Origin of the sequence: Pseudoalteromonas sp. MMG007 (assembly GCF_018100985.1) — a bacterium.
GTDB lineage: Bacteria > Pseudomonadota > Gammaproteobacteria > Enterobacterales > Alteromonadaceae > Pseudoalteromonas.
On sequence record NZ_JAGJEI010000006.1, the window covers coordinates 127,882 to 153,561 of the forward strand.

Below are 25,680 nucleotides of genomic sequence, written 5' to 3' on the forward strand. Positions count from 1 at the left end.
AAGCGCCTTAATGGCGCTTTTTTTTGTTTTTATATTTTAATTAATAATTTTTAGTAATTTTATCTTCCCGTACTATGCTTTTAACATACCTTTTTAAATGGACTAAGGCATGACAAAGTTGGTGCTGGCAATTGATGACGATAAGTATGTTCATCATATAGTTGAAGAATCTTTAGCTGGGTTTTGCAAAGTAATACATGCTGAGGATGGCGATGAAGGATTACGTCTCACTACTAAGTACAACCCTGATATTATATTACTCGATATAGAAATGCCGGGTCTCTCTGGCTACGATGTATGTAAAACTCTCAAGCAAAACGAAAGTACTAAAGATATTCCTGTCATGTTTCTTTCTTCAAAAGTTGAGCTAAGTGATCGTGTTAAAGGTTACAGTTTAGGCGCATCCGATTACATTACAAAACCTTTTAATGCAGAAGAATTGACAGCGCGTATAAAAGTGCTCTACGAATACAGGCAGCAATGTGCAAGACTAAAACTTGATATAGAAAAAGCAAATAAAACAGCTGAAATGGCGATGGCTGAATCTGGTGATATGGGACGCATAATGCGTTACGTTGGGCAAAGTTATCATGCTAATAATTTTCAAACATTAAGTGAGTATTTTTTAGCATTTTTCACACCATTAGATTTAGATGTGGTGGTTGTCTTTTGGTACAAAAGCCAAGGTATTTTTTATAGTCAGCAAAGTGGTGTATGTCCGCTTGAGCAGGAACTGCTTGAGCAGCACCGACACTCAAAGCGTTTTGTAGATATTGGCAGTAGTACAATTATTAATTACCCAAAAGTTTCTTTACTCATAAAAAATATGCCAATAGAAAACAGCGTGCTATATGGGCGATTTAAAGATTTATTCCCGCATATTTTAGAGGTTACAAACGAGAAGGTCGTAACTATGGAAAGAAGCGAAAGTAGTTATGAGCAGGCGGCTCAAATAAGCACCGCACTGCAAGATATTGTTAAACAATTAAATAGTCAAAATGTTGCGCAAAACACCACCGCTAAAGTATTTATAGAGCAGCTACATGAGCTTGATTGTGCTGTAAAGCAGCAAAAAGAACAGGCCAATCGTGCTGATTTAACGCTCTATCTGTCTCAACTAAATGAAACCATGCAGTTATTTGCTTCAGCAAATAGTGATTTGGCATTTATTAAGTACCAACTCAAACAAGTAACAGAAAGCCGTAACGAGCTGCTTGCAAATTTACGAAGCAAAGCCGAAGCCGCACAGCAAAATATTAATCATCATAATGATATAGAGCTATTTTAGGGCGTTAACGCTTGTTATACTGAAGGCGTATTTTATCGTCGGAGTGTAAAGTGGTTATTCAGTGTGCTTTTAAAGAGTTGCGCCCATATTTAAATGAGCTAGAAACGCGTTTTAACTTAGCCCAATGGGCACAAAGTTGCAGCGGCTTTAGCTTACATTACGACGATAAAGGGTTGAGCCTTTTAAAAACTGATGAGCCAAAATTAGGCGCCATTAATGTAGACTTTGTAACAGGCGCAGTGGCCCACAGGCGTAAATTTGGTGGTGGCAAAGGCCAATCAATAGCTAAAGCAGTTGGGCTAAATAAGGGGGCAACTCCCGTTGTGCTTGATGCGACCGCAGGCCTTGGTCGAGATGGCTTTGTACTTGCCTCACTAGGCTGCAAAGTAATATTACACGAGCGCCACCCTGTAGTAGCTGCTTTATTGTATGATGGTTTGCAGCGTGCCTACGACGACATTGAAATAGGCCCTTGGATGCAACAAAATATGAGCCTTATATTTGGCTCAAGCCATACATTACTTGAGCAATGCGAAAGTATGCCTGATGTAGTGTATTTAGATCCTATGTTCCCACACCGTGAAAAATCAGCGCTAGTAAAAAAGGAAATGCGTGTATTTCAAGAGCTTGTTGGTGCAGATACCGACGCGGATGATTTACTCGATTTTGCCTATCCACTTGCCAGTAAGCGCGTTGTAGTAAAACGCCCTGATTACGCACCGTTTTTAAATAACAAAACCCCAAGCATGCAAATTAAAACCAAAAAGAATCGTTTTGACGTTTATGTAAAAGCGGCCATGGTTTAAAGGCTGCTATTACGTTAGCTGATCGGCCTTAAGGATCTAGGATCTTATGTGGGTTTCATGTTAGAATTCGCGCAATTTTTTGGCATAGTTAAGTAGCACAGCAATGATCTTAGATGATATTCGCATCGTTTTAGTAAATACCTCACACTCAGGCAATATTGGTTCTGCGGCTCGCGCCATGAAAACCATGGGTTTATCAAAACTTTATTTAGTTGATCCTGCCTGTGAAGTAGATAGCCATGCAAGCGCACTTGCAGCCGGTGCTACAGATGTTTTAGGTAACGCGGTTATTGTTGATACGGTAGCAGATGCTATTGCTGATTGTGCGTTAACAATTGGCACAAGTGCACGCTCACGTACGCTATCTTGGCCTATGGTTGAGCCTCGTGAATGTGGTGAAAAGCTGGTCGCTGAGGCTGTAAATGGCCCAGTAGCGCTTGTATTTGGCCGTGAGAATAGTGGCTTAACAAACGAAGAGCTTCAACTTTGTAATTACCATGTATGTATTCCTGCAAACCCACAATACAGCTCGCTTAATTTAGCAATGGCAGTACAAACACTGAGCTACGAAACGCGTATGGCATTTTTAAACCAACAGCCTGCAAAGGTTGAAGAAGACGATGCTGTTTATCCAAGCTCAAAACAAACAGAGCTATTTTATGATCACCTTGAAGACACGCTTTTTAAAACAGGCTTCATCATTAAACAACATCCAGGCCTTGTGATGACTAAGTTACGCCGTTTGTTTAACCGTGCTCGCCCTGAAGATGCCGAAATGAATATTTTACGCGGTATTCTAACATCTATTAATAAGTCTATTCCTAAGTAAGGTATAGCTATTGGTTATAAAAACCACGGTTAAATAGGTAGCTAATACTTGACTAAAATACTCAGGTAATTACAATGTCTGTAATACCTGACCAAACAGGTCAAGTATTGAAAGTTTGTTAGCCTACTCAGCAACAAGCACTGTAGGTTTAATCAAATTTTTATCAAGTTATAATACTTGACTATTTTACTCTGGTAATTAAAATTTGCACTCTTTTGTGCAGGGGGCGTTATGAAGTTAACATCAAAAGGCAGATACGCCGTTACAGCTATGCTGGATGTTGCACTACATGCAAGTGTAGGTCCTGTAGCCCTTGCTGATATTTCACAAAGACAAGAGATTTCTTTGTCTTACCTTGAACAATTATTTGCTCGTTTACGTAAAAATGGCCTAGTAAGTTCTGTTCGTGGACCTGGTGGTGGTTATTTACTAGGACGAGAAGCGAATGCAATTTCAGTTGGCGATGTAATTAGCGCCGTAGACGAATCGGTAGACGCAACACGTTGTCAAGGTGCCGATACCGGCTGTCAGAGTGGTATGCGTTGCTTAACTCATAACTTATGGTCTGATTTAAGTGCGCGTATAGAAGAATTTTTGAATAATATTACCCTTGCTGAATTGGTGGAAAAATCAGATGTGAAAGAAATCGCATCGCGCCAAGATAACAGTATCAACAATGCAATTAAGCAGTTGGAAAACATTCAAGTAAGCTGTCAACTTTAAGGTTGACCCGCAGCGGAGAGAGAAATGAAGTTACCGATTTATTTAGATTACGCAGCTACCACGCCTGTTGATGAGCGTGTTGCAAAAGAAATGATGCAATGCCTTACAATGGACGGTAATTTTGGTAATCCTGCGTCACGTTCGCACCGTTTTGGTTGGCAAGCTGAAGAAGTGGTTGATCAAGCGCGTACAGATATTGCTGATCTAATCAATGCAGACCCACGTGAAATTGTTTTCACATCGGGTGCTACAGAATCAAACAACCTTGCAATTAAAGGTGCTGCACAGTTTTACAAAAAGAAAGGTAAGCACGTTATTACCGCTAAAACTGAGCACAAAGCTGTAATCGATACATGTCGTGAACTAGAGCGCCAAGGTTTTGATGTTACTTATATGGACGTTGAAGAAAACGGCCTATTAGATCTTAAAAAGCTTGAAGACACAATGCGTGAAGACACCGTGCTTGTAAGCATTATGCATGTAAATAACGAGCTAGGTGTAATTCAAGACATCAACACAATTGGCGAAATGTGCCGTGAACGTAAAATTATGTTCCACGTAGATGCAGCGCAAAGTGCAGGTAAAGTATTAATCGACGTACAACAACTTAAAGTTGATTTTATGTCGTTCTCTGGTCATAAAGTATATGGCCCTAAAGGTGTTGGTGCACTTTACGTTCGTCGTAAACCACGTGCTCGCCTTGAAGCTCAAATGCACGGTGGCGGCCATGAACGTGGTATGCGCTCTGGCACACTAGCTACTCACCAATTAGTGGGTATGGGTGCAGCATTTAGAATTGCAAAACAAGATTTTGAAAAAGATCACGCACATATCAGTGCATTACGTAAGCGTCTAATTGACGGCATTATGGCTGATATGGACGAGGTTTACTTTAACGGCGCACAAGATCAGTCAGTACCAGGTATTGTAAACATCAGCTTTAACTTTGTTGAAGGTGAGTCGTTGCTTATGGCGGTTAAAGATATTGCAGTATCGTCAGGTTCTGCGTGTACATCTGCAAGTTTAGAGCCTTCTTACGTACTACGTGCGCTTGGCCGTAACGACGAATTAGCACATAGCTCAATTCGTTTTAGTATTGGTCGCTTCACTACAGAAGAAGAGATTGATTACACCGTTGAATTAATGAAAAACTCTATCGGTCGCCTACGTGAAATGTCTCCTTTATGGGAAATGCATCAAGAAGGTATTGATTTAGATTCAGTTGAATGGGCTCACCACTAATACGAGTGAGCACGTACCGTAGCAGGTAATGAGGAAAGAATTATGGCTTATAGTGATAAAGTAATCGACCACGTAGAAAACCCACGTAACGTAGGTGTTCTTGATAAAAACGATCCGTCAGTGGCAACGGGTATGGTTGGCGCACCAGCATGTGGTGACGTAATGAAATTGCAAATTAAAGTATCGTCTGAAGGCGTTATTGAAGATGCAAAATTTAAAACATACGGTTGTGGTAGCGCAATAGCTTCATCTTCACTTGTAACAGAGTGGGTTAAGGGTAAAACGTTAGACGAAGCTGCAACAATTAAAAACACTGATATCAGTGCAGAGCTTGAATTACCGCCAGTGAAAATTCACTGCTCAATTTTAGCCGAAGACGCAATTCAAGCAGCAATTGCAGATTACAAAAGCAAACAAGCGAACTAAGAGAAATTCATGGCAGTGACATTGACAGATGCGGCAGCAAACCGCGTACAATCATTTTTAGCAAACCGCGGTAAAGGTTTAGGCCTGCGCGTTGGCATTAAAACGACGGGCTGTTCAGGTCTTGCTTATGTACTTGAGTTTGTTGACGAGCTAAACGAAGACGATGAAACATTTGCAGCTAAAGGTGTTACCTTAATTGTTGACGCTAAAAGCCTTGTTTACATTGATGGCACAGAGCTAGATTACACTAAAGAAGGCTTAAATGAAGGGTTTAAATTTAATAACCCTAATCAAGCTGATGAGTGTGGTTGTGGCGAAAGCTTTACCGTTTAAGCTCAACTACCTTTGTAGTATTTATAAGCCCTGCCAGTAATTGTAGGGCTTTATTATTTGTGAATTATATTGGTTGAAGTTATGCGTTATTTTGAGTTATTTGCAGTTCCCGTTGATTACAATATAGATTTAGCAACGATTAATAAGCACTACTTAGAGCTACAACGTACTGTGCACCCTGATCGCCACGCAAATGCGAGCGCCCGCGATAAGTTAATGGCTGTACAAAGCGCTGCTGAAATTAACGATGCGCTACAAACTTTAAAGCACCCAGTAAAACGTGCTGAGTATATGCTCAGTGAGTTAGGTGTTGATATTCGTGCAGAGCAGCAAACGCTGCAAGATCCTATGTTCTTAATGCAACAAATGGAATTACGAGAAGAGCTTGAAGAGCTTTCATCTGCAAGCGATCCCGATACCGCTATTGCCAATTTTGAAAAGCAAATAAAACAGTTAAATGAGCAATACAGCGCACAATTGGCCGAGCAGCTGGCGAGTAACAATGAGCAGCAGTATCAGCTTGCGGCAGATAATATTCGTAAACTAAAGTTTGTTTATAAATTACGTGACGAACTTGAGCGCATTGAAGACAGTTTATTCGACGATTAATTACTTGCTAAACAGCAAGCAACACGAGTTTAAAGAGTATTATGGCATTATTGCAAATTGCTGAGCCGGGGCAGAGCGCGGCACCACATGAGCACAAACTAGCAGTCGGTATTGACCTAGGAACCACTAACTCACTAGTGGCTACAGTACAAAGCGGTGAAGCCCGTACATTAACTGATGAGTTAGGCGCAGCGATGTTACCATCGGTTGTGCGTTATCAGGCTGGCGGTATTACAGTGGGCGCAGATGCAGTACAAGCTGCAACACAAGACCCTGCTAATACGCTTATTTCAGTAAAACGTTTTTTAGGTAAAACTCAAGCTGAAATTGAGCAAAGTTATGGCCAGTTACCTTATGACTTTTGCGAAGACAATGGCACTTTAGCGATTCAAACAGAGGCTGGAAAAATCAGCCCGGTTAAAGCGTCTAGCCATATTTTAGGGGCATTAAAAGCCCGCGCTGAAAAAAGCTTTGGTAACCAAGAAATTTTAGGAGCTGTTATTACAGTTCCTGCGTACTTTGATGACGCTCAGCGCCAAAGTACTAAAGATGCTGCAGAACTTGCCGGTATCAACGTATTACGTTTATTAAATGAACCTACAGCGGCAGCGGTAGCTTACGGCTTAGATTCTGGCCAAGAAGGTATTATTGCTGTTTACGATTTGGGTGGCGGTACATTTGATATATCGATACTTCGTTTGCACCAAGGTGTGTTTGAAGTTATGGCTACTGGCGGTGATTCAAGCCTAGGTGGTGACGATTTTGATTCACTACTCGTTGACTACTTTAAGCAGCAAACAGGTGTATCGGTGTTATCTCCATCGGTATTACGTTTATTTATTAATAAAGCAAAAGCCTGCAAAGAAGCGCTAAGCCAGTATGCAAAAGTAAATGTAGTGCTTGAGTTTGATGAGCAAAAATACACAGTAGAAGTAACGCGCGAAAAGTTTGATGAACTAGCAATACCTCTTGTGAAAAAAACGCTTCGTTCATGTCGTCGTGCAGTAAAAGACGCAGGCATAGAAAACGAAGAAGTGTTGCAAGTTATTATGGTTGGCGGTTCTACACGCATGCCACTTGTACGCAGCCAAGTACAAAGCTTTTTTGATAAAGAGCCACTTACTTCAATCGATCCGGATCGGGTGGTTGCATTGGGTGCTGCACTTCAAGCAGACGTACTAATTGGTAACAAGCCAGATTCTGACATGTTATTGCTTGATGTATTACCTTTGTCGCTTGGTCTTGAAACTATGGGCGGCTTAGTTGAGAAAATTATTCCGCGAAATACTACAATTCCGGTAGCGCGTGCTCAAGAATTTACTACGTTTAAAGATGGTCAAACGGCCATGTCTTTACATGTGCTGCAAGGTGAACGTGAACTCGTTGATGATTGCCGCTCGCTTGCTAAATTTAGCTTAAAAGGCATTCCACCAATGGCAGCCGGCGCTGCGCACATTCGGGTTACTTTTAAAGTAGATGCTGATGGCTTATTAAGTGTTTCGGCAATGGAAAAATCAACAGGTGTTCAAGCCGATATTCAAGTTAAGCCTTCGTTTGGTTTATCTGATGACCAAGTAGCTAGTATGCTAAAAGAGTCGATGAGTAATGCTAAAGACGATATGCAAGCGCGTATGCTAAAAGAGCAGCAAGTAGAAGCACTGCGAGTTATTGAAGCATTAGAAGCATCGCTTGCTGTAGACGCAAACTTATTAGATGAAGTGCAATTAGCTAATCTAAAAGCCGAGATTGCAGAGCTTGCTAAAGTGCGCGAAACTGCACAACAGCCAAGTGATATTAAAGCAGCGATTGAAAAAGTTGATAATGCGAGCAGTGAATTTGCATCACGCAGAATGGACGCATCAATTAAAAAGGCCCTTACAGGGCAGTCAGTAGACAATATTTAAGAGAGATTAGAATGCCACAAGTTATTTTTCTTCCACATCCGGAGTTGTGTCCTGACGGTGCAGCAATTGAAGCACCTGCTGGCCAAACCGTACTTGATGCAGCACTAAAAAATGGCATTAGTATTCCACATGCATGTGAAAAATCGTGTGCATGTACAACGTGCCATTTAGTCATTCGCGAAGGCTTTGACTCACTTGAAGAAAGTGATGAACTAGAAGACGATATGCTAGATAAAGCATGGGGCTTAGAGTCTGAATCGCGCCTAGGTTGCCAAGCAATTATTAGAGATGAAGACTTAGTGGTTGAAATACCAAAGTACAATCTCAATATCGTTAATGAAGAGCACTAGTTTTTAATTAACAACTAATCTATTAAAAGCCGCTGTTTGATACAGCGGCTTTTTTGTTTTTAAGAGGTGTGTGAGCACGTAGCAGCGACTTTACGTCGCGTTTTTAAGCAAAGCTCGTAAGTTATTTTGTAGACGCGAAGCTTGCTTGCGTTGTGTGTTTTTGCTCTAGGTTTTGAATATAGAAGCTGTGCTTCTCACGTGAGCAAGCTCAACGTCTACAGTATATCAAAACACTTTTACACCAAACTTGTAGACGCACAGCTTGCTGGCGTGACGAGCAAAGCTCGTAGGTTATTTTATAGTCGTAAAGAGTTAGCCTTGGCTCTATGCCGCGCATTAAAAGCTAACACCTTAAAACGTAATTTTGGAGGTTTATTTTGAGTAATCTAATTTTTTCTGACTCGTTTATTAATGGTGAATTTTATAAAACCAACCAGAGCTTTAGCGTTGACGATCCCGCTACCGACAAAAGTATTGTAGAAGTAAGTGACATAGACGAGCAGGGTGTAAATAGCGCTATAACTGCCGCACAAGGCGCTTTTGTAAAGTTAAAGTCAACGAATGCTACTGAGCGTAGTGAAACGCTGATGCGCTGGTATGAGCTAGTTATAAAGCACAAGCAAACACTTGCAGAGCTGATGACTAAAGAGCAAGGTAAACCACTTAAAGAGTCACTTGGTGAAATAGACTACGGTGCTGGATTTATTAAATGGTTTGCTGAAGAAGCAAAGCGTAGTTACGGCGATGTGATCCCACCTACCGACAATAACCACCGTTTAACCAGCTTTAAACAACCTGTAGGGGTTGTAGCGGGTATTACGCCATGGAACTTCCCTGTTGCAATGGTGACGCGTAAAGTTGCCCCTGCTTATGCTGCAGGTTGTAGTTTTATATTAAAGCCTTCAGAGCATACACCTCTTTGCGCCATCGCATTAGCATACCTTGCTGATCAAGCGGGCTTTGTAAAAGGTGCTTTTAATGTACTTGTCTCACAAGATTCAAAAACAGTAGGCAAAATGCTCACAGACTCAGACGTTGTGCGCAAATTTACGTTTACTGGCTCAACAGGGGTAGGTAAGCAGTTGCTTTCGCAATGTGCAGATACAATTAAACGCACCTCTATGGAACTTGGCGGCAATGCACCGTTTATTATTTTTGATAATGCCGATATAGATGAAGCAATTGAAGGCCTCATGGCAGCTAAATTTAGAAATAGTGGGCAAGCGTGTGTTGCGGCAAATCGAATTTTTATCCAGCGTAGTATTATTGATAAAGTGCTTTCTAAAGTTGCCCCTAAAGTGGCAGCACTTAAAGTGGCAAATGGTTTTGAAGAGGGTGTTGATATTGGTCCGCTTATTTACCCAAAAGCGAAAGATAAAGTACAGCAGCTTGTTCAAGATGCCCTTGATAAAGGAGCCGATTTAATTGGCAATAATAGCGATTTGGGTGGTAGTTTCCAAAACCCATTAATCGTCACTAACGTAACCACTGAGATGGATATTTACCATGAAGAAGTATTTGGCCCGGTATTAACGGTTATTCCTTTTGATGAAGAGAGTGAAGTGCTCGCATTAGCTAATGATGTACCTTATGGGTTAGCTGCGTACTTTTATAGCCAGAACATTAAGCAAGTTTATCGTGTAAGCGAAGGGCTCGAGTTTGGCATGGTAGGTGTTAATGAAGGAGTTATCTCAAATCCTGTCGCCCCTTTTGGTGGTGTTAAGCAATCAGGCCTTGGGCGCGAAGGTGGGCATCAGGGGCTTGATGAATATCTTGAAGAAAAATACGTTTGTATAAAAATTTAGTTACATCACATAGGTGGGTTTCGTTACATTTAAGTTTACTGCATAAGTGTGGCATAAAGATGAACTTTCCCTTTTACGGTTGCTACATAAAGCGCTTAGTGCTACCTTTATGACCATGTTTTTTGTTAATAAATAACATAAAAATTGTAATAAAAATAAAAGTATTTCTATAAGTAGAAATAACCCCGTGTGTAAATGCCACCGCAAGGTGGCATTTTTTTGTAGTATTACGCTATTGGGGTGTACCCAGGTAGATTTTCAAGGTCTACTTCATCTAATTGCTCTGGATTAGCATACTTAAGTATGTATTTTTTATACACTCCAGATTCTATAAAAATTGCAAAAATGTCGGCATCAAGATGATTATTATTAACCATCAACCCCAGGATATTTAAGCATTCGCTTACCGGCTTTGCTTTTTTGTACGGTCTATCTACGGCAGACAGCGCCTCGAAAATGTCAGTAATAGCCATGAGCCTAGCAGGAACCGACATTTGATCTTTAGTAAGGCCTCGGGGATAACCTGTCCCGTCTAGTTTTTCATGATGTCCAAGCGCATACTCTTTGACATTACTCAAATGCTTAGGAAACGGTAGGGCATCTAAAATATTCTTAGTTACATCCATATGACGCTTCATAATGTCACGCTCACCTTGAGTTAATGTGCCTCTGCGTATGGATAGGTTTTCTACTTCATCATCATTAAGCAATGGCATTGTTTTACCATTAATTTCTAATGTGTATTTATTGGCAATTCTTTGAATTTTGTTTAGTTCGTTCTCACCTAAAAACTCTCCGCCTACATTAATACGCTTTAATAGTGCTCTATCTAAAGAGAGTTGTTTTAGTTCAGTATCAAGTAAACGCTCTAGTTGTTTTACTTCAATAGGTTTATTTAGCTTAAGCGCAGAGATAATTTCCCGTTGGTAAGAAATGTTTAAATCACGTTTAATAACTTCAAACTTTGCATCTATATATTTTATGCGATCAAATATGGTTTCAAGCTTTGTCGATTTTTCCATAATGTGATCAGGTGTAGCGATTTTTCCACAATCATGAAGCCAGCCTGCTACATCAAGTTCATGTCTATCGGCTTCAGACATAGTGAAGGATGCCAAAGGTCCTTTGTTATTATCATGTACAGCATCAGCAAGCATTAGAGTAAGCGCTGGTACCCTTTTACAATGGCCGCCAGTGTGTGGTGACTTTTCATCGATTGCCATTGCAATTGTTTCTGCAAAAGTGGTAAATAACTCTTCCATACCTCTAATAAGGGTAGAGTTAGTCAATGAAATAGCACCTAATGATGCAAAAGATCGTGTGAGGGTGACTAACTCCTCACTAAAAGGAATAATGTCGTCATTTTCATCTTTAACATTGATAAGCTGTATAACGCCAATAATATCATCGACATGATCTTTTAAAGGGATCGTTAACATTGATTTGGTACGATAGCCAGTGAGCGAGTCCATATTACGAGCTGCGCTCATATCGAAAGGGAGCGCAGCATACACATCTGGAATGTTTATATACTTACCTGAGTTTACTGAATGCGCTACGATTGCAGTTTCGTTTTCTTTACCATCTATAAAAAGATCTATATTTGGGAAGTCGATTGGGCTGTCTTCGTCACCTCTTAGGTGTAACCCTAATGTTTTGTTAATTACCGTTTCAAATTTAAGTTGCTTGTTGTCAGTAATAGAGTAAATACTACCAGCATCAGCGTTAGCAACAGACATCACTACCTGTAAAATTTCGTTAAGTAATTTACTCGAATCTTTTTCTGTCGTTAATCTGATACTAATATCAACGAGATGACGAAGATTTTTTTTATCTTTAATGTGTTGTGGCATATTTTTATTACTTTGTTTGATGTCTGAAGGCACCGTTCCAGTCCTTTGATAATGTGTTCAAATTGGTTTCATTAATTCGCTTAATAAAAATGGCGTAAATATGAGAGCTAAATACCGATGTACTTTCTAGCTCAATAAATAAGGTAAGTGATTCTTGCCAATTTTTATTGTAATAATGCGTCATAGCTTCTGCTGACTTACTAAGCTCAGCTATTTGAGCTGTATTTAAATTATCAGTAAAGTCGATAGGCTCAAATAACTCTGTCGCTGACGTTTTTCCTACAACTTGTACTTTATCAATTAACCTAAAGGAAATATGTGGGCATGCTATCATTGTTTCTTTAGTAACCAGAATAGCTACCTCATAAAACTTGGTCAAGCTTTCAACTCTTGAACCTAAATTAACTGCGTCGCCTAATACAGTATAAGCTTTACGATATTTAGATCCCATGTCCCCGACATTCATGTCGCCAGTATTTAAACCAATACCAATGTTGATAGTGGGTAGTTTTTTTTCTAAAAATGCTTCGTTAATCGAGTTTAACCCTTGGATCATGGCGATTGCGGCTTCTACACCATGTTTTGCATGCTCATCGTCTTTAAGAGGGGCATTCCAAAAGGCCATAATCATATCGCCGACATACTTGTCTATTGTACCACTGTGCTTGAAGATAATTTCAGTTGTTGCAGAGAGATATTGATTTAAGTATTCACTTAATTGGTGGGCAGACATATTCTCAGATAATGAAGTAAAGCCACGAATATCTGCAAATAATACGGTCATGTTTCGTTTAACACTTTGCTGTGGAAGATTACTGGACTGATTAATAAGCTGGTTAATATGATCAGGAGGCACATATTGATCAAACATCGATTTTATTTTTCGACTGTGTTTCATTTCTGCTATTGAGCCCACAAATATATAGTAACCAGATAATATTGCGATGAGTAGCAGGGGCAAAAGCAGCGGCAAACTTATTTTTTCTATGCTCCATAAGTAAAAGTTAAATAATACAACTAAGGCTGCGACAGACAAAGTCACCGTCACAATGTATCTAGCATTTTTTTTATAACTTAAAATAGTTAATAAAATACCCACAACCACGATTATTAATAACGTTGCGCCAGATGACCAACTAGGCTGTGCAGGAAGTATTTCAGGATGAATTAATCCTCGAAATATATTGGCATGTACTTCAACTCCTGGGTACTGTAACCCAACTGGCGTAGCTCTTAAATCAGCTAAGCCAATGGCTGATGTGCCAATAAAAGCAACTGACCCTTCAAGCTCAGCTTCTCCAATTTTGTCTTTTAAAACATCTGTTGCTGAATAATACGTAAAACTACCTTCGGGGCCTTTATATGGAATGAGTATTTTTCCGTATTCATCGGTTTGTATCCACTGATTGTTCAACTTAATTGCGTCAAATAGTGTAATCCCATTTAAAATATGAGAGCGAGTCTCAATTTTGTCAGCAAGTGTATAAAGTCTGGCAGCTTCGAGCGCTAAAGAGGGGTAAAGTGTATTCCCTATTTTATTTACAAGAGATGCTTTTCGAATAAAGCCGTCATGCTCACTGTGTGCATTAATAAAGCCATTGCCAGAAGCGTTGTTTTGCAACGTGGGTATATTAACGGCAGCGCCTGAAAATACGTTAAACTGTGAGTTTTTTTGATCATTAAGGGCCCAATAAACACTACTGCTAGGCAGTGGGTTGGTGTGCTGGTGAGCGTCATTATTTAACAAAAAACCTAGTACGGTATCGTTATTAGACAGTGCTTTAGCCAATTTGGAATCGGCATCAATTTTTTGTTTAACCTCGCTAACTTTCAATTTGTTACTGTTTATAAAGTTAGGGAACTGTGACTCTATTTGGCTAATGGGGTTTATTTCTGGTTCGGAAAAAAATATATCAAAAGCTATAACAATAACGCCGGCTTCAGTTAATTTATTAACTAGCTCAGCTATTTTTGAACGGCTCCAAGGAAAGCGCCCCTGTTCTGCCATACTTTTATCATCTATATCGATAATAACCACTGATTCATCATATTGCTTTGCTGTAGAGGGGAGGGTAAACACTAATCTTGAGTCGTAAAGTATACCTTCAACCCTATTTAATAATTGAGCAAGAGCGCCAGAAGAAAACAGCTCAACAGCAGCGACTAAAAGTGTAATGGTTACACCGATAAAAAAGTGTCTATAAATCTTTGGGATAAGAGAGTTATTAATTGGCGCTAATCCTTAATTGGTGCAAATTTAAAAACTCGGCCTTCACGAGCGCATTCTATTGATAAGCTCTTATAGTTAGCTTGTAAGTATTGTTCTATTTCTAATAGCTCGGTATCTGAACGCGCAGGATCGTGACTAATTACAGCAATGTTTTTAACCTCAGCTTTTGCAGCAAGTTCAGCCACCTGATTTATTGTACTATGACCCCAGCCATGCTTTATTGGCATGTCATCATTTGTAAACTGGGCATCATGTATTAATAAATCGGCCCCTTTTATAAACTGTGCCCACTCATTAACCGTTGTTTTAACTTCTCCTGGTGGGTCGAGCTCATTATCAGTAACGTAAGCTATTTTTACTCCATTTGCATTTACGCAATATGCAGTGCCACCGCCAGGATGATTTAGTGGGGCTGTGGTTACAAAAAAATCGTTAACTGTGAAGCTTTCTTGTGACGAACGCTGTGTATCAAGCGTAATATTTGCAGGTAAATCTTGGTGCGTAACGGGAAAGTAAGAACCTTCCATTTGTTTTAATATTGCATTTTTACTAGCCGCGTCGTCAACATCTCCCACTGTAATGGTAATCTCACGATCAGCTTGATAAATAGGCTTAAAAAAGGGAAAGCCTTGAATGTGATCCCAATGATTATGTGTTAGCAATATATTTATGGGGTGTGTATTTTTTAATAAGCGCTCACCAAGCTCTACTATGCCGGTACCTGAGTCTAAAACTAAACTTTGTCCATTACTTTGTTCTATATACACACACGAAGTATTTCCACCAAAAATATGTGTATTTTTACCTGGCGAAGGCATAGACCCTCTAACCCCAAAAAATTCAACTCTCATATTTAAGGCTTAACTCCATCTGCATAGAAATCAAACTTAGATATACTCACGTTGTTAGAGGTGTTGTCAAAGCATGTGCTGCTAAGTACAATTTGAGTATCAGTTTGTAATAGTATCGATGTAAATTCATGGGTGCTATCGCATTGTTCAGCTTGATAATAGCCAAGTGCATTTTGGCCAAACGAAGTGTCTATTGTGCCGTCAGCTAAAACACGAGCAATCAACCCTTTTGCCTCACTCATACCAATTAGAATGATATTACCTGAAGTATCTAACGCTGCATCGGCAACTTTTGTATCGCTCCCCGACGCGAGTTGATATTGCCCAACACCATTAAGCGCAAAGGTGGTATCTAGGGTGCCATCAGGCTTTAGTTTTAAAGTAACAGCTTGATTAGGTGTGGTACCTTCGTTTGCAATCAGATAAATGCTTCCTGAGTTATCAGCTAACACTTTTGCAGCTCTGTCTGCTAAGTCTGTTGTGAGGCTGGCATCAACATAGGTAAATATGTTGTTGGCATCATCGTCTATTTTAACCATTAATAACTGTGAATCGCTTCCAGTAACTTGCTTCCCAGCAATAAATATATCTTTATTGTCGTCTATATAGATAGTTTCAAAAAACTCATCTACTTCACCATAATAAGCGCCACTAGAACCAAAACTACCCTCTAACTTACCATCACTTTTTACCATGGTTGCAAATGATCTTAAAACGCCTTGGCTGGTTGCGGTTCCAACAGCAACAATGTGATCACCGCTATCAATCGCGACATCGGAAAAGTAAACATCGGTATCAATAATATCTGTTGTTGTATAAACCCCGTCAGTTGCAAAATCATCATCAAGGTTACCATCTTGATCTACTTTTGCTATAAAGCCTTCTTCGCTTATACCGTTTATACGTGTACCAACAATAACTATGCTTCCATCGCTGAGCTCAACTGTAGTTATGTTTTTAAAAGCAATATTAATATCAATCGTTTTGTGTCCATCAATACTAAAGCTAGTATCAATAGTTCCACTATTCGTATAGCGCGTTAATACCAGTTTGTTGCTGGTGTTATATTGCGCCACCGATGCACTAATATATTTGTTGGCGTGGAGGCCATTTTGAAGTTTTAAAATGTTTGAAGATTGATCATCAGAACTGATAGTTAAATTATTTAAACTAGTATACCCATCTGCTGAAAAATCAGTAAACAGGTTTGCATTACTGGTTACTGAAGTTATAAAAGGTTCATTAGTCGAATCGTTAAACTTACCTGAGAGCCATAATGTATCGTTTTCATCGATAGTTGAAGCGTTAGCGGATTGATGACCAATTATGTTTGAGGTTATATTAATACCAGAATCACCGTAACCAGCGTCGAGCTCTCTATCAGACATAGATATACGTGCTGAGAATAACTGCGATTTTTTATCGGTATCACTAGCATCAATACCAGTTGTACCTGAAAGTATTAGCTGGTTACTCATTGAGGCGTATTTTACGCCTGTAATTATTGCACCGCCGTCACCCGTACCAGAGTTATCATCGATATCATAGATCGCGATACCTTCATCATTGCCAATATCCTCATCTATATTGCCATCACTATCAACTGAGATTATAACGGCTTCTTTTTCACCAGAAGAGTGGGTGACATAGCCACCTAAAAAGGCCATAAAGTCCACGGCATTTATGCCGCCAATCGCAAGTAACTCATCGTCACCTTCTTCATCGGATAAGTCTAAAATAAGTGCGTTACCTGAGTTAAAGCTACCGCTATTGTTACCGTCAGGAAGAAGATACCTAACAGTCGCATCTAAATCACCATTTTCACTTACTGTGCTACCCACAACCAGAAGTTCAGAGTTCCCAAAATTTCTAATTGCATGCGCTTCGTCATCACGATTATTACCACTTACATCCACTATACCTGGGCTGCCGGATTCGTAAGCGAGAGTCGATATATCAAATTTAAGAAATAAACTGTCTTTATCTGTGCCATTTGCCGAGTAACCAACGCCTTGAACTTTATTGTCTGTGAACTCTAGGTCGTTTATTACAGACTCGCCTGCAAGTGTTGTACATTTTGTGCCGGTATTACCTTCGCCTGAGTTGGTACTTACAACTCCGGTAACGCTTATTTTTAATAAGCAGGCTTCTGTAACTACGCCATCAAAACTTGAATAACCTATAAATAAATCACCACCACCAGAGATAACAGCAGTGGCTTTTTCATCTTCACCAAAATCAATAGTTTTAAAACCAGTACCATTAAATTCAGTGTTTATATCGCCGTTATTTGAGTAAGAGGCAATAATAATGTCTGAATCTTCATTGATATTGTAACCTACAAAATAAAGGTTAGTATTAAGCTCAATACTGTCGTTGAATTCACCGTCAGAAAAAACACGCGAAAGATCAATTTGTCCACTAAGTGGCCGCCCAAAAGTGTCATCTTCAACTGGTATAAGTACAGTAGCTTCGTCAGTAATATTAACGGTAACCGTTATTGTAGTTGTTTCATTTGGTGAACCATTATCTGTAATATCAACATTTACAGTGTGCTGAGTTGCAGTCTCGTAATCAAATGGGCGGGTACCATTTACGGTTAACAACCCACTGGCGCTATTTATATTAAATAGCCCTGTCTCACCGCTGTTTAAACTAAAACTAAGCGTATTATTTTCAATGTCGGTTGCAGAAATAGTGCCGATTAACTCACCATCAGTTGCATTTTCATCTATGGAAAATGCTTGATTTATCGCAGTGGGTGCATCATTCACTGGTGTAATTATGACCGTTAGAGTACCTGTATCACTATCGACACCGTCAGTTAAAATATAATTAATAGTCGCGGTGCCATTTGCATTAGCGCTTGGCGTATATTGAACTAAATTATTTATAAGTGAGGCATTCCCCATATCGCCTGTTACAGAGCTAATGGTCAAGTTATCACCATCTAAATCAGTATCGTTGCTGAGTACATTTATCAGTGTTCCCTGAGCGTCTTCAGCAATGGTAATACTATCTGGATTTGCCTCTGGGGCATCGTTAGTAGGGGAGATCGTTATTTGCAAATTAGCACTGTCACTCGCCCCGTTACCATCTGATATTGTGTAAGAAACAATGGCTACACCATTACTGTTTGGCGTGGGTGTATATTCTATTTTATTACCAACAACAGAAGCCATGCCTAAGTCAGTAACAACATCTGTAATAGTTAAATTATCACCATCTATATCGCTATCATTAGCGAGTACATCAACCAATATAGGTGATGCATCTTCTTCCATAGAGGCACTATCTGGCGTGGCTATAGGTGTGTCATTAATAGGTGTAATTGTAAGCATTACAGTTGCAGTGCTTGATAGTGGTGCAACATCTGTAACGCCATCAGAAATTGTATAACTTAGAGTGACTTCGCCAAAATAATTAGGCTCAGGTGTATACTCAATACTATTATTTACAATCTGTGCTGTACCCACTGTATTGGCTATATTTATAAGTGTAATTGTATCGTCATTAGCATCAGTATCATTCTCTAATACATTCAATAGCGTACTAGGGCTGTCTTCTGCTAACGTATATTGATCATTATTAGCTTTTGCTGGAGAGTTTGAGCCTGTTTTAATTAAAATAACTTGTGCAGATGCCTCCAAGCCTTGTTCGTTAATAACCGAATAAGTAAAACTATCCACATCTAATGAATCTGAGTTCGGCTCGTAAGTAAACGAGCCATCATTACTTAGTGTTAGCGTACCACTTTGCACATTTACAACAGGGGTTGTGTTAATCGTTAATCCGCCAGGCTCTATATTTACGTCATTTTTGAGTAAGCCGTTTTCAGTTGCAATACTAAGTGTTTGGTTATATTGAAATTGGTACTCATCATTTTGGGCTACCGGGTTATCGGGCATGCTGTTTATTGTAAGTGTTGCCGTTGCGGATGCCGTAGCGCCTAAAGCATCAATTACTTGATATTGAAATTCATCAATTCCGTAGTAATTGGGATCTGGAATGTATGAAAAGCTACCGTCTGTGGCTAACAGTAATTGGCCATGAGAAGGGGAGACTAAATAACTATCATCAATAATAAAGGTATCATCATTCGGATCTGTGTCATTCGCCAGTAACCCTTGCGCAGCGTCAACTACAAGAGTGGTATCTTCAGCTAGGCTATAGCTGTCATTAGACGTTGAAGGAGGGCTATTCTGATCGAAAGCATTAATGGTTACATTTGCAACAGCTTGTGCGCCTTGAGCATCAACAATACGGTACTGAAAACTATCAGTACCTTGCATATTGGCGCTGCCTATATATTCAAAGCTACCATCTGTATTAAGTGTAATACTGCCTTTAGTAGGTGAGGCTACCGGGGTTATATCGACGGTCAAAGTGTCGAGGTCGATATCGCTATCATTAGCTAATAAGCCGGGGGCTGTTATAGATAAAGTACCGGCTGAGTCTATATTATAGGTATTATCAAGCGCAATGGGTGCATCATTTACAGCATTTATGGTGATTTCCACAATGCCAGTATCTGTCATGCCTAACTCGTTAATTACCTGATAACTAAAAGCATCAACGCCGTTGAAATTAGCGCGTGGGGTGTAAGTAAATTCGCCGCTTGAATTTATTACAACACTGCCATGTTGGGGGCTTACTTGTGCAGTGGTATTTGTAATAAGAGTGCTATTGTATTCATCGGTATCATTAGTTAGTACATTACTTAGTAGTTCTTGGTCTTCATTAACGTTATATTGATCGTTAAATGCCATTGGAGCAAAGTTTAGCGTCCCCCCTAAAGGAGCAACATTTATAACTTCGGCAAAGCCACTTTCACCACTGCCATCAACGCCAGTGATTAGAATTTGATAGCTTTTATCCGTTAATGTATCGCTAATACTAAATGTTGTATCAGATAAACCTAAAAACTGCTGGCCGTTTTCTAAATCGTTTATATTTTCAGGGGTAATACCGGCTTCTGTTGCTAAATAAACATTATAACGATTTAAGTTTTCGTTCGCCTGCCATGATAAGTTTATAGTTTGATTATCTCGCTGAACCGTCGTGCCTTCAATTTTGTAAGGTTGCCAACTAGCAGTAATTGCATCTGCCAGAACTTGGTTGTTAAGGCTATCAGAAATCCATATTTCTAGGCGCAAATCACCAGCATCAATACCGTAAAAGTAGGGGCTGAGGCCTATTACAGATTGCTCAAAATCGGTTCCACATTCTTGTGTACATATAGGTAAGCTTTTACTCACACTCGGAAGTACTAGGTTTACTGCGTTTATACCGTCAGGGTCAGATACGCTAAGTAAAAAAGTAATATTGCCTTGTATTATTTCACCAATTTGTGAAAGAGTAATTGTCGCCTGAGAGTTGGCTATGGCTGAACCTACAACACCTCGACTTGCAGCTACAGCACCAGAAACTTGTACTTTAGTAGTGATTGTTTCGCCAGTAACTCCCGCTAAGTTAATTGTATTAGCTAAGGAAGATGGGGAATCTAGCTCTACAGGCGTAGATACAGACTCTTGCTGAGACGCCTCCTCTGAGGAGCCGCCACATGCACTTAGCAAAAAAACCATTAAACCGTGCAAAAAAAGGTTTTTTGCTGTCATTTTACATACTCCAATAAAAAGCTTTATATATTAATTTTTTAGGGCTCTAATCTAAACGAGCCTGAGGTGTTAATTGCTGGGTTACTTATTTCATTTAGATTAAAGTCGCCAGTGATGGTATTTATATCGTTTAAAAAAATAGCATCAATTTCACCAGTAGCTTTATTGTTATTATGTGAGGCAAAAGTAACGGCCAAATCTAATTTGGTTAAATCAATAAAGCCGCTATAAGCAGCGTACCAATTTCCGCCAGCATCGTTAAAACTTATTTCTCCATCAGGAACAGTGCCATTATCAAAATCGACCGCCATAGACATAGAAAAGTCGCTTACTTCACCTAAGCTTGACGAAACGTCAAAACTCGTTGCTTGGTAATTAAAAATACCTTGTCGTTGGGCTATTTGGTCAATTAAAGACGCATTACTAACCGCTTGAAACTGTTGTTCTGCGTAAATATCAGTGAGGAGTATATCGGCATCTTCGATATTTTCTGAAGCGATATTTTCTGTTATTTGTTCCTGCTGAGCGTCTGATTCACCATTAATGTTAATAGAGGCAATGCTTTGGGCAAAAATAGCCGGAGCTTGGGTGGTTTTTATTACATCCCCTAAAGACGTAACTTGCGCAAATGAAAAGGGTTCATTACTACCAAGTGATAAAATGCTGTTATCTTTTAAGGTAAGATCAATAGCACCATCCCAAACGGCAACGTACATATCGCCATCAACTAGCTGTAATTCAAAGTGTGTTCCACGTATACCAATAGAGCCTACCGGTGTTTTAACGTTATAAGAACCGCCGTTCTTTTTTATAACACCTGAAATTGAGCGTAACCCGCCTTTAATTAGCTCTATTGACGCAGAACCTTGTTGTGTAACTGCATCAAAATCATAATTTGCAATATTTAGTACTGAGTTTTCTTTTAAAGCAATTAAGCCCCCATCAGACATTGAAAATTGAGCCTTACTTTTTTCGCCGGTTGTTATTTTATCTACGCCGTATACAGTGTCGCGTCGTTTTAAAGATCTTTGCTTATCGGAGGTGGCATCGGTAGCGACTACCGCACCTCTGGCCAAAATAGTTTTGCCCGCAGCTGATGTATTAGCTTGCGCGTAAAAACTCACACAAAGTAAGGTGGTTAATAATGGGATTAAATGTTTCATAATTACCTTAAATTAAAATGAGTAACTAGCGCTTAAATTAGTATCAAAGCGGTCGTATTCAAACAGCGAAATATTACTAGTTTTATCTTGATAGTTTAACGCTAACTGTACGGCTAAGCTTTTAGTGACTAAGTACCGCAATGAGCTTGAAAGTATTAACAAGCTATCGTCACGATCTTGCATAAATAAAGGGTGCTCATCTTGGTATTCAATCCACTGATAGCCAGTTTGAGCCGACAACTGCCACTGCTGGCCAAGTAGAGCGGTTACTTGATAGTATACTCCGTTAATATTTCTTGCATTAAAGTCACCAGTATCAATACTTGCAATTTCGCTTTTATGGTTAGCACTTACACTATGTAACCAACTTGATGACATATAGCTTGCGCCAATATTGAGCGAGTAAAAAGAGTTATCTAACTTTTCATCAAACGAGTTCTTTATATGGCCAAGTGTTACTGCGCTAAAAAGGCTTAACTGTTTATCTAATTTGTAGTTAGCTCCGCCAACAACTGATGTTTCTGTTCTATATAGTTCGCCATCTAACAGCAAAGGGGTAACGCCTGCTTGCACATACCAGCGGGTGTTGTTTAACTGCTGCTGGTAGCGAGCTGATAAACGCGTATTTATACGGTCGTATTGTGATAACTCGCTAAATTTATACCAGTCAGTACTTATACCTACAGATAAAGCGCTTTGTTGATCTATAGGGTGTAAATAATGGCCTCTATAATTTAATTTTACATAACTATCGTCAGTACTTTTACTATCTGGCGAAAGTAAAAACTCACCTAAATTAGGAATTAATATAGTATCTTCAGACGTCCCCGCATTAACGTTACCATCCTTGCCATAAGCAAATTCAATACTTTGGTTAAACGAACGTGCATTAACACGTTGTTTGTTTTGAGATATTTCTAATAAATTTTGCGCGGCAGTTTTTACTCTATCAGAGGCAGTCTTGTTATGTATTAAAGCTAAAGCCTGAGAGTTTGCAGCAGGTAAGTTATTTGCCGCAATATAAGATTTAATCAAATATAAACGAGCTTCATACCACTGTGGCTTGTCTTCTACTACTCTTTCAAATGCAAATACAGCGGGAGCCGATACGCCTGAATTTAGAGCAGAAATACCCAACAAATAATCAAAGTCGGGCTCACCTAAGTATTTATAATATTTCTGACTTTGTTTGTATGCTTTAGAGTATTGTTTGTTTGAAATTAAATACTGTATTTCACCTAACATCTTCACATAAGGGATATCGTCTTGAGCCTTAACGTTTAAACTGTGTAAGGTAACGTAACTAAGTAATAAAATAGAAGTAAGACGCTTTATCATGTTTGTTTTAAAATCCTGTAAAGATGCACTAGTCGCTGGTACTAAAATCTATTCATGCTTAACTAAGGTAGCACTTTTTGTTTTCATGTAAAGAAAACAGACTTAAGGTTAAATTTATGTTTTTGACGCTATGGATAAAATATTAAATAGCAAAAAAGTCTTAAATTTCTCTGTTAACTTGTATAAATGCAGGATAAGTAGAATACAAAAAAATATTATATGAGGTTTTTTTATTTTTATAGGAGAGATAAATAAAAGAAGAAAAATGGGGCGATTGACGGGGCTTGAACCCGCGACAACCGGAATCACAATCCGGGGCTCTACCAACTGAGCTACAACCGCCACTACAACACCTTGTTTGGTGTGGCGCGCATAATACATAAAATAATAAACCTTGTGAAGCCCTAAAAGCTAAAATAAATAAAATAATTTAAAAAGATAGCGTTAGAGATCTTCAGTTCATGCAGAATAAATAAATTGCATTGGAATTTTATTGGCTAAAAAATAAAAAATGTTTCGTTTTTGTAGTATGAATTCATTGTTTTATGAGAATTAATTGTAAATTAATGTATAATATTTCCTGAAAATCGCTTACATAAACAAATCGGAGTAAATATGGATTCAGTACTTAATTGGCTAAATGAAAACTCAGGCCTAATTTTACATTATGGTATTCAAGCTGTTGTAGCGCTTGTTATCTTTTTAATTGGTAGTCGTGTTGCTAAGTTTTGTTCTAACTTAACTGAAAAAGGCTTTGCTAAAAAGAAAGTAGATAAAGCTGTAGGGTCATTTGTTGCAAGTATAGTGTTTGCACTTGTGTTTGCTGTAACAATATTAATGGCACTTTCACAGATTGGTATAGAAACAACGTCATTTATAGCTATTTTGGGTGCTGCAGGTTTAGCTGTTGGTTTAGCACTGCAAGGTTCATTATCTAACTTCGCCTCTGGTGTGCTAATTATTTTACTTCGTCCTTTTAAGTCTGGTGACTTTGTTGAAGCAGGCGGAAAAATGGGTACTGTTAAAAAAATAGAAATATTTTCAACAGAATTACGTACTCCAGATAATAAAGTAATCATTGTGCCTAACTCTCAAATTATGTCTGGTGCTATTACTAACTTCTCACGTGAATCTACACGCCGTATCGATTTAGTTATTGGTGTTGGTTACGATGCTGATTTACGTAAAGCTAAAGAAGTATTAAAATCAGTGCTTGACGCAGAAACCCGTTTACTTAAAGATCCAGCTTATACAGTTGCTGTAAATGAGTTAGGTGATTCTAGCGTAAACTTTGTTGTTCGCCCTTGGGTTAATTCTGCCGACTATTGGCCTACATACTGGTCATTAATGGAAAATATTAAAATTGCACTAGATGATGCAGATATTAATATTCCGTTTCCACAAATGGATGTTCATTTACACAAGCAAGACTAATTCTTAGTATTAAATAGGTTATTTTTAATGAAATTAAAGCTTTTAACACTTTTAGTTGCAGCATCTGCTGCAACCAACGCATTCGCTGAAGACGCAGAACAAAAAACGTGGGAAGTGACGAGTGAACTTGGGGCAATTGTCACTAGTGGTAATACAGAAACAACCACGCTTAAAGGTGGCCTTAAAGTATTACACCACTTAGAAAACTGGGATAACGAGTACAAAATCGACGGCATCTACAAAGAAGATGAAGTTGAAGACGATAACGGCGACAAAGAAAAGCAGCGTACTAACGAAAAGTACTCTGCCTCTGCGCAAGGTAATTACAAATTAAATGAAGAGCACTCGCATTTATTCATTTATGGTTCACACGTTTCAGATTACTTTGGTGCGTATAGAACTGAGTCTGTGATATCTGCAGGTTACGGTCTTCGTTTACTTAACGAAGACGACATGTGGTTAAATGCAGAGTTTGGTCCGGGTTATAAGTTTTTTGAATACTCAGATGACAGTACTCAAGTAGACGAAAACGGTAACCTTTTAGCTGGCGAAAGCGACAGTGAAATAATTGCTTTAGGTAAGCTTGATTACAACTGGCAGATTTCTGAAAATGCGCGTTTTACTCAATTAGTGGCTGTTGAATACGGTGACTCAAATACTAAGACTCGCTCAGAAACTGCATTGCTTGCTAAAATTAATGGTTCATTACAAATGAAAGTGGCTTTTAACGTTATCAACAACTCAGACGTTGCTGACGATGAAGAAAGCACAGATACAGAAACGTCATTAACGCTAGTTTATAGTTTTTAACTACACTAACGAATATAAATGACATTAAAATGAAAAAAGGGGCGAAAGTCCCTTTTTTATTTATCTAA

The 25,680-nt window shown here is 39.0% G+C and carries 19 protein-coding genes and 1 tRNA gene; 13 read left to right on the forward strand and 7 right to left on the reverse strand.

Translation table 11 applies throughout. The annotated features are described in order from the left end of the window. Positions 1–109: 109 nt before the first annotated feature. The 11 genes from J8L71_RS09670 to J8L71_RS09720 all read left to right on the forward strand — a co-directional run bounded on the left by J8L71_RS09670 (position 110) and on the right by J8L71_RS09720 (position 10,315). On the forward strand, positions 110–1,288 hold the full coding sequence (locus tag J8L71_RS09670; RefSeq protein ID WP_211000361.1) for a response regulator: 1,179 nt from the start codon (positions 110–112) through the stop codon (positions 1,286–1,288). A 50-nt stretch (positions 1,289–1,338) separates the two neighbouring features. Continuing rightward, positions 1,339–2,094, forward strand: a complete 756-nt coding sequence (locus J8L71_RS09675; RefSeq protein WP_211000362.1) for a class I SAM-dependent methyltransferase — start codon at positions 1,339–1,341, stop codon at positions 2,092–2,094. Between the two features lie 103 nt (positions 2,095–2,197). Then, positions 2,198–2,923: a tRNA (cytosine(32)/uridine(32)-2'-O)-methyltransferase TrmJ gene (gene trmJ, locus J8L71_RS09680; RefSeq protein WP_058547563.1), complete on the forward strand. Its 726-nt coding sequence runs from the start codon at positions 2,198–2,200 to the stop codon at positions 2,921–2,923. Between the two features lie 231 nt (positions 2,924–3,154). Beyond that, a complete protein-coding gene (iscR, locus tag J8L71_RS09685) occupies positions 3,155–3,646 on the forward strand; it encodes a Fe-S cluster assembly transcriptional regulator IscR (protein ID WP_058547562.1) in 492 nt (163 codons plus the stop codon). Positions 3,647–3,670: 24 nt separating this feature from the next. Continuing rightward, positions 3,671–4,888, forward strand: a complete 1,218-nt coding sequence (locus J8L71_RS09690; RefSeq protein ID WP_058547561.1) for an IscS subfamily cysteine desulfurase — start codon at positions 3,671–3,673, stop codon at positions 4,886–4,888. A 42-nt stretch (positions 4,889–4,930) separates the two neighbouring features. Continuing rightward, positions 4,931–5,314 carry a Fe-S cluster assembly scaffold IscU gene (gene iscU / locus J8L71_RS09695; protein WP_138682518.1) on the forward strand — a complete coding sequence of 128 codons (384 nt, stop codon included), beginning with the start codon at positions 4,931–4,933 and terminating at the stop codon, positions 5,312–5,314. Positions 5,315–5,323: 9 nt separating this feature from the next. Further along, complete coding sequence (gene iscA / locus J8L71_RS09700) at positions 5,324–5,647, forward strand: iron-sulfur cluster assembly protein IscA (protein WP_006791976.1); 324 nt, start codon at positions 5,324–5,326, stop codon at positions 5,645–5,647. An 81-nt stretch (positions 5,648–5,728) separates the two neighbouring features. Further along, entirely contained in the window at positions 5,729–6,256 is a 528-nt protein-coding gene (hscB, locus tag J8L71_RS09705; protein ID WP_058547559.1) for a co-chaperone HscB, read from the forward strand. 41 nt (positions 6,257–6,297) lie between these two features. Beyond that, positions 6,298–8,160, forward strand: a complete 1,863-nt coding sequence (gene hscA, locus J8L71_RS09710; RefSeq protein WP_211000363.1) for a Fe-S protein assembly chaperone HscA — start codon at positions 6,298–6,300, stop codon at positions 8,158–8,160. Positions 8,161–8,171: 11 nt separating this feature from the next. Continuing rightward, entirely contained in the window at positions 8,172–8,510 is a 339-nt protein-coding gene (gene fdx, locus J8L71_RS09715) for an ISC system 2Fe-2S type ferredoxin (RefSeq protein WP_058547557.1), read from the forward strand. A 377-nt stretch (positions 8,511–8,887) separates the two neighbouring features. Further along, positions 8,888–10,315 (forward strand): NAD-dependent succinate-semialdehyde dehydrogenase, encoded by a 1,428-nt coding sequence (locus J8L71_RS09720; RefSeq protein ID WP_211000364.1) that lies wholly within the window; start codon positions 8,888–8,890, stop codon positions 10,313–10,315. A gap of 227 nt (positions 10,316–10,542) precedes the next feature. Here J8L71_RS09720 and J8L71_RS09725 read toward each other — a convergent pair whose 3' ends face one another. From J8L71_RS09725 to J8L71_RS09755, 7 genes are all read right to left on the reverse strand, one after another. Then, positions 10,543–12,168, reverse strand: a complete 1,626-nt coding sequence (locus tag J8L71_RS09725; protein ID WP_211000424.1) for an HD family phosphohydrolase — start codon at positions 12,166–12,168, stop codon at positions 10,543–10,545. A 7-nt stretch (positions 12,169–12,175) separates the two neighbouring features. Then, the gene (locus J8L71_RS09730; RefSeq protein ID WP_211000425.1) at positions 12,176–14,398 is read right to left on the reverse strand and encodes an adenylate/guanylate cyclase domain-containing protein; all 2,223 of its coding nucleotides are present in this window, start codon (positions 14,396–14,398) and stop codon (positions 12,176–12,178) included. A 5-nt stretch (positions 14,399–14,403) separates the two neighbouring features. Next, entirely contained in the window at positions 14,404–15,249 is an 846-nt protein-coding gene (locus tag J8L71_RS09735) for an MBL fold metallo-hydrolase (protein WP_211000365.1), read from the reverse strand. Positions 15,250–15,251: 2 nt separating this feature from the next. Then, positions 15,252–20,867 (reverse strand): Ig-like domain-containing protein, encoded by a 5,616-nt coding sequence (locus tag J8L71_RS09740; protein WP_211000366.1) that lies wholly within the window; start codon positions 20,865–20,867, stop codon positions 15,252–15,254. A gap of 38 nt (positions 20,868–20,905) precedes the next feature. Next, positions 20,906–22,030, reverse strand: a complete 1,125-nt coding sequence (locus J8L71_RS09745) for a FecR family protein (protein WP_211000367.1) — start codon at positions 22,028–22,030, stop codon at positions 20,906–20,908. A gap of 12 nt (positions 22,031–22,042) precedes the next feature. After that, on the reverse strand, positions 22,043–23,368 hold the full coding sequence (locus tag J8L71_RS09750; RefSeq protein WP_211000368.1) for a surface lipoprotein assembly modifier: 1,326 nt from the start codon (positions 23,366–23,368) through the stop codon (positions 22,043–22,045). Between the two features lie 266 nt (positions 23,369–23,634). Beyond that, positions 23,635–23,710 (reverse strand) — tRNA-His (locus J8L71_RS09755). Positions 23,711–23,983: 273 nt separating this feature from the next. Between J8L71_RS09755 and J8L71_RS09760 the strand changes: the two genes are divergently transcribed. Continuing rightward, positions 23,984–24,802, forward strand: coding sequence for a mechanosensitive ion channel domain-containing protein (locus tag J8L71_RS09760; protein WP_211000369.1), 819 nt, complete (start codon positions 23,984–23,986; stop codon positions 24,800–24,802). Positions 24,803–24,829: 27 nt separating this feature from the next. Continuing rightward, complete coding sequence (locus J8L71_RS09765) at positions 24,830–25,612, forward strand: DUF481 domain-containing protein (protein WP_211000370.1); 783 nt, start codon at positions 24,830–24,832, stop codon at positions 25,610–25,612. Positions 25,613–25,680: the final 68 nt, after the last annotated feature.

Excerpts from the sequence above, each read along its gene's own strand:
- J8L71_RS09670 (WP_211000361.1), top strand. The coding sequence starts at position 110 with ATGACAAAGTTGGTGCTGGCAATTGATGACGATAAGTATGTTCATCAT.
- trmJ (WP_058547563.1), top strand. The coding sequence starts at position 2,198 with ATGATCTTAGATGATATTCGCATCGTTTTAGTAAATACCTCACACTCA.
- iscR (WP_058547562.1), top strand. The coding sequence starts at position 3,155 with ATGAAGTTAACATCAAAAGGCAGATACGCCGTTACAGCTATGCTGGAT.
- J8L71_RS09690 (WP_058547561.1), top strand. The coding sequence starts at position 3,671 with ATGAAGTTACCGATTTATTTAGATTACGCAGCTACCACGCCTGTTGAT.
- iscU (WP_138682518.1), top strand. The coding sequence starts at position 4,931 with ATGGCTTATAGTGATAAAGTAATCGACCACGTAGAAAACCCACGTAAC.
- iscA (WP_006791976.1), top strand. The coding sequence starts at position 5,324 with ATGGCAGTGACATTGACAGATGCGGCAGCAAACCGCGTACAATCATTT.
- hscB (WP_058547559.1), top strand. The coding sequence starts at position 5,729 with ATGCGTTATTTTGAGTTATTTGCAGTTCCCGTTGATTACAATATAGAT.
- hscA (WP_211000363.1), top strand. The coding sequence starts at position 6,298 with ATGGCATTATTGCAAATTGCTGAGCCGGGGCAGAGCGCGGCACCACAT.
- fdx (WP_058547557.1), top strand. The coding sequence starts at position 8,172 with ATGCCACAAGTTATTTTTCTTCCACATCCGGAGTTGTGTCCTGACGGT.
- J8L71_RS09725 (WP_211000424.1), bottom strand. The coding sequence starts at position 12,168 with ATGCCACAACACATTAAAGATAAAAAAAATCTTCGTCATCTCGTTGAT.
- J8L71_RS09735 (WP_211000365.1), bottom strand. The coding sequence starts at position 15,249 with ATGAGAGTTGAATTTTTTGGGGTTAGAGGGTCTATGCCTTCGCCAGGT.
- J8L71_RS09740 (WP_211000366.1), bottom strand. The coding sequence starts at position 20,867 with ATGACAGCAAAAAACCTTTTTTTGCACGGTTTAATGGTTTTTTTGCTA.
- J8L71_RS09745 (WP_211000367.1), bottom strand. The coding sequence starts at position 22,030 with ATGAAACATTTAATCCCATTATTAACCACCTTACTTTGTGTGAGTTTT.
- J8L71_RS09750 (WP_211000368.1), bottom strand. The coding sequence starts at position 23,368 with ATGATAAAGCGTCTTACTTCTATTTTATTACTTAGTTACGTTACCTTA.
- J8L71_RS09760 (WP_211000369.1), top strand. The coding sequence starts at position 23,984 with ATGGATTCAGTACTTAATTGGCTAAATGAAAACTCAGGCCTAATTTTA.
- J8L71_RS09765 (WP_211000370.1), top strand. The coding sequence starts at position 24,830 with ATGAAATTAAAGCTTTTAACACTTTTAGTTGCAGCATCTGCTGCAACC.